This window comes from Photobacterium halotolerans DSM 18316 (genome assembly GCF_000425165.1).
GTDB lineage: Bacteria > Pseudomonadota > Gammaproteobacteria > Enterobacterales > Vibrionaceae > Photobacterium > Photobacterium halotolerans.
In genome coordinates this window covers 212,145-220,708 of record NZ_KE384320.1, presented here as the reverse complement: position 1 = coordinate 220,708, position 8,564 = coordinate 212,145, and the positions used below count along the sequence as shown (strand labels likewise).

Sequence of the window (8,564 nt, the reverse complement as noted above, 5' to 3'; positions counted from 1 at the left end):
GAAGGATTCGAACCTTCGAAGGCGGAGCCGTCAGATTTACAGTCTGATCCCTTTGGCCACTCGGGAACCCCTCCACAAGTGCGGTGCGGATAATAGCAAACAGGTGAAGACTGTAAACCCTTTTTCTGAATATTCATTGTTGCTTGCTGGATTTTTCGTCGTTTTGTCAGTTCCCTCCGCGGTTTGCGTTTTTTTGTGATGAAAACTTGCTTAGGTTTACATTTCTTTACCCCGATTAATATGCTGGTCAGATATGATTAGCCCATAACCAAAAACAGGGTGCGAAGGCATGAAAAAAGTAGTTTTGGCCGTTGTGGTAGCGGCATCACTGGCGGGCGGGGGCTATTTCTATTTTCAGCAGCAGTCTCATGCTGCCCAGGCCGCCAGTCAGCCTAAACCTGGTCGCAGCGTTCCGGTCGCGACAGGCGAAGTCATGTCACACGAAGTGATCAGTTCTGTCTCACTGGTGGGCAAACTGGCCGCCCAGCGTTCAGTGACCATTGCCACGGAAGTGGCCGCCAAGGTAGACAGCATAGTGGTAGATACCGATCGGAAAGTGACACAGGGGCAGTTACTGGTTCAGCTTGATAACGCCAAACCCAAGGCTGCTTACGACGAAGCGAAAGCCTATTATGATGATGAAAAACGTAAATATGCCGAATATCAGCGTCTGGTGAAGCGCGGGGCACTGACCCAGACCGAACTGATTGCGCAGCAGGCGAGCGTGAGTATCGCCAAAGCCCGTCTTGATGCAGCCAAAGCAGAGCTGGATGATCACCAGATCCGTGCACCGTTTACCGGTACTGTTGGTCTGATTGATTTCAGCACAGGCCATACCGTAACAGTGGGCAGCGAGCTGTTTACCCTGGATGATTTGTCACAAATGCGCCTGGATGTACAAGTGCCGGAAAAATACCTGTCGCAACTGGCACCTGGTATGGCGGTACTGGCGAAAAGTCAGGCCTGGCCGGACGACACCTTCCGCGGCACGATTCAGGCGATCGACTCCCGGGTGCAGGCCGAATCACTCAATATCCGGGTGCGTGTCTCGTTTGATAATACCAGCGGCAAGCTCAAACCCGGCATGCTGATGGCGGCAGCGTTGGATTTTACTCCGCAGCAGGCCGCTATCATCCCGGTTCAGGCGCTGGAGTATTCCGGTACCAAGCGTTTTGTTTACCTTGTTGATGCCAAAGGCATTGCGCACCGGACCGAAGTGACATTGGGGGCCAGAGTGAAAAACGAAGTGGTGATCGAATCGGGTATTCAGATCGGTGATCGCATTGTGGTTCAGGGGCTGGTCAATATGCGCGACGGTCTGGCCGTGCAGGACGTCAGTCTTGGCAACCCGTCTGAGACCAAAGCGGCCAGTGTGGTACAAGCGGGAGATAATGCCTGATGTGGTTATCTGACGTTTCAGTAAAGCGCCCGGTTGTCGCCATTGTGCTGAGCGTGCTGCTGGTAGTATTCGGTCTGGTGTCATTCAGCAAGCTGCCGGTCCGGGAAATGCCCGACGTGGAAAATCCGGTGATCAGTATCGGCACCTCGTACGAAGGGGCATCGGCAACCATTATGGAAAGCCGTGTCACTACTGTGCTGGAAGATGAGCTGTCCGGTATCAGCGGCATTGAAAGTATTACTTCGACCACCCGTAACGGCAGCTCGCGGATCAGCGTTGAGTTCGAAATGGGCTGGAACCTGACCGAAGGGGTCAGCGACGTACGTGACGCCGTTTCCCGTGCCCGCCGCAGTCTGCCTGATGGTGCGGATGAGCCGATTGTCTCCAAAGATGACGGATCAGGCGAAGCGGCTATCTATATCAATCTGACCTCGAGCGAAATGGATCGCTCGCAGCTGACGGACTATGCCGATCGGGTGCTAACCGACAGGTTCAGCCTGATCAATGGTGTCAGCTCGGTGCAACTGACCGGCGCGCTGTATAAAGTCATGTATGTCCGCCTGCTGCCTGAGCAGATGGCAGGACGCGGCGTCACCACCACGGACATTATCGACGCCCTGCGTGATGAGAACGTTGAGCTGCCGGGCGGCGAAGTACGTAACGATGCGACCACCATGTCGGTGCGCACCGCACGTCTGTACCGCACCGCAGAAGATTTCTCATACCTGATGGTACGGCAGACTGAAGACGGCACGCCGATTTACCTCAAAGATGTCGCCGATGTAGCCATAGGTGCGCAAAACGAAGATGCCACCTTCAAGAGCAATGGTGTGTCCAGCCTGAGCTTAGGCATAGTGCCGATGTCGGACGCCAACCCGCTGGAAGCTGCCGATGCGGTTCAAAAAGAAGTGGACCGATTACAGCGTTTTCTGCCGGACGGTACCCAGCTGGCGGTGGATTACGACTCGACCATCTTTATTGAGCGCTCGATCAACGAGGTTTACAACACCTTGCTGATCACCGGCGCACTGGTGGTGCTGGTGCTGTATGTCTTTATCGGTCAGGCACGGGCAACCCTGATCCCGGCCGTGACCGTGCCGGTGTCGCTGATTTCCGCCTTTATGGCCGCTTACTATCTCGGTTTTTCCATCAACCTGCTGACCCTGATGGCCCTGATTCTGGCTATCGGCCTGGTGGTGGATGATGCCATTGTGGTGGTCGAAAACATTTATCACCATATCGAAAGGGGCGGGCCGCCTTTGCTGGCTGCGTTTAAAGGCACCCGAGAGGTCGGGTTTGCCGTGATTGCCACCACACTGGTGCTGGTGATGGTGTTCCTGCCCATCGGTTTTATGGATGGTATGGTGGGACCGCTGTTCACCGAATTTTCCGTGCTGCTGGCGATGTCTGTGCTGTTCTCGTCTCTGGTGGCACTGACCTTAAGTCCGGTGCTGGGCAGTAAGCTGCTCAAAGCCAATGTCAAACCCGGGCCGTTTAACCGCTTTGTCGACCGTCAGTTTGCTGCGCTGGAGGCGGTGTACCGCAAAGCCGTCACTCAGGCCGTGCGCTGGCGCTGGGCGGCACCTCTGCTGATTGTCGCCGTGGTAGGCGCCAGTGTCTGGCTGTTTAAACTGGTACCGAGCCAGCTTGCACCGTCTGAAGACAGAGGGGTCATCTTTGCTTTTGTCCGCGGTGCGGAAGCGACCAGCTATAACCGCATGGTCGGCAATATTGAGCAGGTTGAGCAGCGCTTGTTGCCCATGGTGGGCAAAGGGCTGATCCGCTCTGTCAGTATTCAGACGCCGGCCTTCGGCGGGCGGGCTGGGGATCAGACCGGTTTTGTCATTATGCAGCTGGAAGACTGGGAAGATCGCGATGTCAGCGCGACCCAGGCACTCGGGGTGATCCGCAAAGCCCTGCAGGGCATTCCGGATATCCGTGTCTGGCCCTTCATGCCGGGATTTAGGGGCGGCTCGTCCGAGCCGATGCAGTTTATCCTCAATGGTGCCGATTACGACGAGCTGTTCGCCTGGGCCACCAAGCTGAAAGACGTCGCTCAGGGCAGCGGCATGATGGACGGCGTGGACATCGATTACGCCGAAACCACCCCGGAGCTGGTGGTGACGGTTGATCGCCCCCGGGCGGCCGAGCTGGGCATTCCGCAGTCGGATATCGCTGAAACGCTGGAAGTCATGCTGGGCGGGCGCAGTGAAACCACCTTTGTCGAGCGCGGCGAGGAATACGATGTGTATCTGCGCGGAGATGAAAACAGCTTTAACAATGCGATGGATCTGAGCCGGATTTACGTCCGTGCCAGGAACGGCGAGTTGGTTTCGCTCAACAGTGTGGCGAAAGTCGAAGAAGTGGCGGCGGCCCGCAAGCTGAGCCATAACGAGAAGCAGAAGTCGATCACCATTACCGCCAACCTGCTGCCCGGTCATACCCTGGGCGAAGCGCTGGATTTTATGGATGAGCAGGCTTTGTCTATGCTGCCGAGTGATATTGTGATCGACTATGGCGGCGAATCGAAGGATTTCCGCGAGAATCAGAGCAGCATGGCGATGATCTTCGGTCTGGCATTGCTGGTGGCTTATCTGGTGCTGGCAGCACAGTTCGAAAGCTTCATTAACCCTATGGTGGTGATGCTGACCGTGCCGCTGGGGATCTTCGGCGGCTTGCTGGGACTGATTCTGATGGGGCAGAGCCTGAATATCTACAGTCAGATCGGCATGATCATGCTGATAGGTATGGTAACCAAGAACGGCATCCTGATTGTGGAATTCGCCAACCAGCTCAGGGATAAAGGTATCGCCTTTGAGCAGGCCATTGTCGATGCCTCAGCACGGCGGTTACGCCCGATCCTGATGACGGCATTCACCACCTTGTTTGGTGCCTTGCCGCTGCTGCTGTCGACCGGTGCAGGGTATGAAAGCCGCATTTCGGTCGGTACCGTGGTGTTCTTCGGCATGGCGTTTGCGACTCTGGTGACTTTGTTCGTGATCCCGGCCATGTATCGTCTGGTGTGCGCGAAAACCCAGTCACCGGGCTATGTCGCAGCACAACTGCAAAAAGCCCTGGAACATGATTATGTCGGACGCCGATCTCACGGCGAACTGCCATTGGATCAGAACAGGTAAATAAACCAAAGGGGCGTAAAGCCCCTTTGTTTTACCGAATGTCTGTATATGGTTTGGATGTGATCAGAAGCGATATCCCACCGCTATTTGAGCTGTGGTTTTGTAATCTAAGGAAAGCAGAAAACATTCTGAGTATATTTTGAGCATGCTCTGTCTCAGTCCGCTATGAAAAATCATGATAATCAATCTGATACAGTATGGGGGCGGGATAGGGCAGTGTATATCGCAGTGCATTGTCTGTTAAAGCATGGAAATTCGACTATTTTTCAGTAAAATCCCTGCTTCCGAACGCGTTGTGAAACGCACAATGAAGAAGATCATCATGCCAGAAAATAAACCTCAGTCCCGTAATGACGTACCATCCTCAGACACCAGTCTGGTTCGCCTGAATAAATTTATCAGTGATACAGGTTACTGCTCGCGCCGGGAAGCCGACAAACTGATTGAGCAAGGCCGGGTGCTGATTAACGGCCAGCAGCCAGAAATGGGAGTAAAAGTCGGCCCGAACGATGAAGTGCTGGTGGATGACAAACCGCTGCGCCGCAAAGAGCAGCCTGTCTATATTGCGCTGAACAAACCCGCCGGGATCACTTGCACCACGGAAAGGCATGTTGAAGGCAATATTGTTGACTTCATTGGCCACCGCAAACGTATTTTCCCGATCGGCCGACTGGATAAGGCCTCTGATGGTCTGATCTTCATGACCAATGACGGTGATATCGTCAACAAGATCCTCCGCGCCGGTAACTCGCACGAAAAAGAATATGTCGTGCGGGTGGATAAACCGGTGACCGAGGCGTTTCTGGCTAAAATGGCCTCCGGTGTTGAGATTCTCGATACCGTGACTCTGCCTTGTAAAGTCACCAAGGAAACCACCTACTCTTTTCGTATTGTGCTGACGCAGGGCCTTAACCGCCAGATCCGTCGTATGTGTGAAGCACTGGGCTTTGAAGTCTATAAACTTCGCCGCGTCCGCATCATGAATATCACCATTGACGGGCTGCCAAACGGTAAATGGCGCTATCTGACCGAGGATGAAATGGCCGAGATTCACCGTTTACTGGCGCTGTCGAGCAAGACAGAAGAAGCGTCGCGGGTCGACAGCCAGGGCCAGGCCATCAGCAAAGCCACAGACGCTAAACTGTACGATGCCCGCCAGCAGAGTGAGCAGGAAGCGCCGGTCAGGTACAAAACCTATAAAGGAAAAGGCGAGGTCGAGCGTCGTCGTCCGGGCGGTAAACCGGGCAAATCGTCACAGCGGCCGCACGATAAAAAATCCGGCGGACATGCGGGCAAAGGGCCAAAAGGCGGCCGTCCGGATCGTTCAGGTCATGAATCGACATCGCCCGGCATTAAAAAATGGAAGTCTAAGAAAGACCAGTAACGGCTCAACGCCGATTCTGCTTGCATTCCCCTGCGCAACTTTGCACTATTCAATGATTACAAAAAGCCAGAAGCAAAGTTACAGGGGAAGTCATGGCAGGCAACACAATTGGACAAGTTTTTCGCGTCACCACCTTTGGCGAAAGCCATGGTCTGGCGCTGGGCTGCATCGTTGATGGTTGCCCTCCGGGGTTGGCACTGACAGAAGCCGACATGCAGCACGATCTCGACCGTCGTCGTCCGGGAACCTCTAAGTACACCACGCAACGCCGTGAGCCGGATGAAGTCAAAATCCTGGCCGGCGTGTTTGAAGGCCAGACAACCGGTACTTCTATCGGCCTGATGATCGAAAATACCGATCAACGCTCAAAAGACTACTCCCAGATCAAAGATCTGTTCCGTCCCGGCCATGCGGATTACACCTACGAGCAAAAATACGGTGTCCGCGATTACCGCGGCGGCGGCCGTTCTTCTGCCCGCGAAACCGCGATGCGGGTAGCGGCTGGCGCAATCGCTAAAAAATACCTCAAACAGGTTCACGGTATCGAAGTGCGTGCTTACTTATCGCAAATGGGCGACGTCAGTATTGATACGGTTGATTGGGATCAGGTCGAGCAGAATGCGTTTTTCTGCCCGGATGCCTCGAAAGTCGACGCGCTGGATGAGCTGATCCGCAAACTCAAGAAGGAAGGCGATTCCATCGGTGCCAAATTGACAGTCGTGGCTGAGAATGTCCCGGTTGGACTGGGTGAGCCGGTGTTTGATCGTCTGGATGCCGACATTGCCCATGCGTTGATGGGTATCAATGCAGTGAAAGGCGTGGAAATTGGCGATGGCTTTGACGTTGTGACACAGCGCGGCAGCGAACACCGTGATGCCATGTCACCGCAGGGTTTCAAATCAAACCACGCCGGCGGTATCTTAGGCGGGATTTCCTCCGGTCAGGACATCGTCGCTCACCTGGCGCTGAAGCCGACATCCAGCATTACCGTGCCGGGCGAGACAATCAACAAGCAGGGCGAAAGCGCTGAAGTGGTGACCCGTGGTCGGCATGACCCGTGTGTCGGCATCCGCGCCGTACCGATTGCCGAAGCCATGGTGGCTATCGTCCTGATGGATCACCTGCTGCGCCACCGCGCGCAAAACGCCGATGTGATCACCTCGACGCCTAAGCTGAAAGAAATAGAATAATCTGATTCAGAGCGGCCGGTTAAACAAAAAAAGAGGACGTTGGGGCGTCCTCTTTTTTTGTTGTTCGTTACTGTTTCAGACAATCGCCAGCGGCTCTTGAGCACATAAAGTGACTTAAAAGGGAACGAATACCGTCTAAATCTGTGTCATCACAATATTGGCTGAGTTGGTTTAAATAGGCTTCTGTTTCAGACCATGGGCTCGGTTCTTCTGTTAATACCATGATTTTTGGATGTACAGTTCTTTTGGCATTGTCTGTGATAAGCGGCTCTTCCTCGAGCTTTTCTCCAGCCCGAAGCCCAGTGAAAATGATTTGTATCTCGGGACTGGCCTGGTGAGTATTCACCGGGTGAAATTGCTGAATCAGTCGTTCAACCAATGTCAAAACTTTAATCGGTTTCCCCATATCAAGAACGAACAGTTGTCCGTTTTCGCTCATTCCATTTGCTTGAATTACCAATTGTGCAGCTTCTGGAATAGACATGAAATAGCGGGTTGCATCAGGATGCGTAACAGTAACAGGTCCGCCTTGCTGGATCTGCTGCCTGAATAACGGTACGGCTGAACCGGAAGAATCAAGCACGTTACCAAATCGTACTGCTGTAAAAAGTGTTGTGTTCTGATACTGAGCCAGAGATTGCACTATAAGCTCTGCCAGTCGTTTGCTAGCACCCATTATATTAATAGGTTGTACGGCTTTATCAGTAGAAATCAGGGTGAAGTGGCTGATTTGAGCCTGTATTGCGGCTTTTGCTAATGCCAAAGTACCAAAGACATTGTTATACAGTCCCTCAATGATGTTTTGCTCTTCTTCAAGCATAGGGACGTGTTTGTATGCTGCAGCATGATAAAGGTTATCTACCTGATGTTTTACCATCAGTGATTGAGTTCTCTGCTGATTTTGAACAGAACCTAAAGCTGCGATTAATGGAATCTCAAGGTCCAGATTGTTGAGTTGCAGGCTGATTTCCTGATGAATGCGGTATAAGTTAAATTCATTTAACTCAAATAAGACCAATTTTCTGGGTTTCAGCCGGATGATCTGCCTGCATAACTCTGAACCAATTGAACCTCCAGCACCCGTAATCATCACGGTTTTGCCGGTAATATTTTTTGACATAAGCGATGTCAGAGGCAGCACTTGTTCACGGTCTAACAATGTTTCGATGTTTATAGTGGTTTTTGGCATGAGTGATTCTGAGAGCATGGAAAATCGCGATGTCGATATTACGGGCAACAGTATGCTTGGATAATAATTTGCATTATCTTGCTACTAGGCGTTCAGGAAGGCTGCATCATACCATGGGCTTCATTACTAGCGTGAGTCTCCTCGTGATATAAGGCTTATGTGTTGTGGTTAGCACTATGATCCCAAACCCGCTATAATCGGCGGCATTCTTGCGGGAGGGGCTGGGACAATCAGCGCTGACCTCCCAGATGTTAAATGAAGCCAC

The 8,564-nt window shown here is 52.9% G+C and carries 5 protein-coding genes; 4 read left to right on the top strand and 1 reads right to left on the bottom strand.

All coding sequences use genetic code 11. The annotated features are described in order from the left end of the window. The first annotated feature begins 289 nt into the window (after nt 1-289). From H511_RS0114220 to aroC, 4 genes are all read left to right on the top strand, one after another. A complete protein-coding gene (locus tag H511_RS0114220; RefSeq protein ID WP_027252904.1) occupies nt 290-1,399 on the top strand; it encodes an efflux RND transporter periplasmic adaptor subunit in 1,110 nt (369 codons plus the stop codon). Further along, on the top strand, nt 1,399-4,536 hold the full coding sequence (locus H511_RS0114215; RefSeq protein WP_027252903.1) for a multidrug efflux RND transporter permease subunit: 3,138 nt from the start codon (nt 1,399-1,401) through the stop codon (nt 4,534-4,536). Before H511_RS0114220 ends, H511_RS0114215 begins: the two co-directional genes overlap by 1 nt. Nucleotides 4,537-4,858: 322 nt before the next feature. After that, nucleotides 4,859-5,920 carry a 23S rRNA pseudouridine(2604) synthase RluF gene (gene rluF / locus H511_RS0114210; protein WP_027252902.1) on the top strand — a complete coding sequence of 354 codons (1,062 nt, stop codon included), beginning with the start codon at nt 4,859-4,861 and terminating at the stop codon, nt 5,918-5,920. 92 nt (nt 5,921-6,012) lie between these two features. Further along, nucleotides 6,013-7,110, top strand: coding sequence for a chorismate synthase (aroC, locus tag H511_RS0114205; RefSeq protein ID WP_027252901.1), 1,098 nt, complete (start codon nt 6,013-6,015; stop codon nt 7,108-7,110). A gap of 67 nt (nt 7,111-7,177) precedes the next feature. On the opposite strand, the gene H511_RS23475 is transcribed toward aroC, so the two are convergent. Continuing rightward, nucleotides 7,178-8,299, bottom strand: coding sequence for a UDP-N-acetylglucosamine 4,6-dehydratase family protein (locus tag H511_RS23475; protein ID WP_051288200.1), 1,122 nt, complete (start codon nt 8,297-8,299; stop codon nt 7,178-7,180). Between the last annotated feature and the right edge of the window lie 265 nt (nt 8,300-8,564).

Coding starts and splice junctions, on each gene's coding strand:
- H511_RS0114220 (WP_027252904.1), top strand. CDS start 290: ATGAAAAAAGTAGTTTTGGCCGTTGTGGTAGCGGCATCACTGGCGGGC.
- H511_RS23475 (WP_051288200.1), bottom strand. CDS start 8,299: ATGCCAAAAACCACTATAAACATCGAAACATTGTTAGACCGTGAACAA.
- H511_RS0114215 (WP_027252903.1), top strand. CDS start 1,399: ATGTGGTTATCTGACGTTTCAGTAAAGCGCCCGGTTGTCGCCATTGTG.
- aroC (WP_027252901.1), top strand. CDS start 6,013: ATGGCAGGCAACACAATTGGACAAGTTTTTCGCGTCACCACCTTTGGC.
- rluF (WP_027252902.1), top strand. CDS start 4,859: ATGCCAGAAAATAAACCTCAGTCCCGTAATGACGTACCATCCTCAGAC.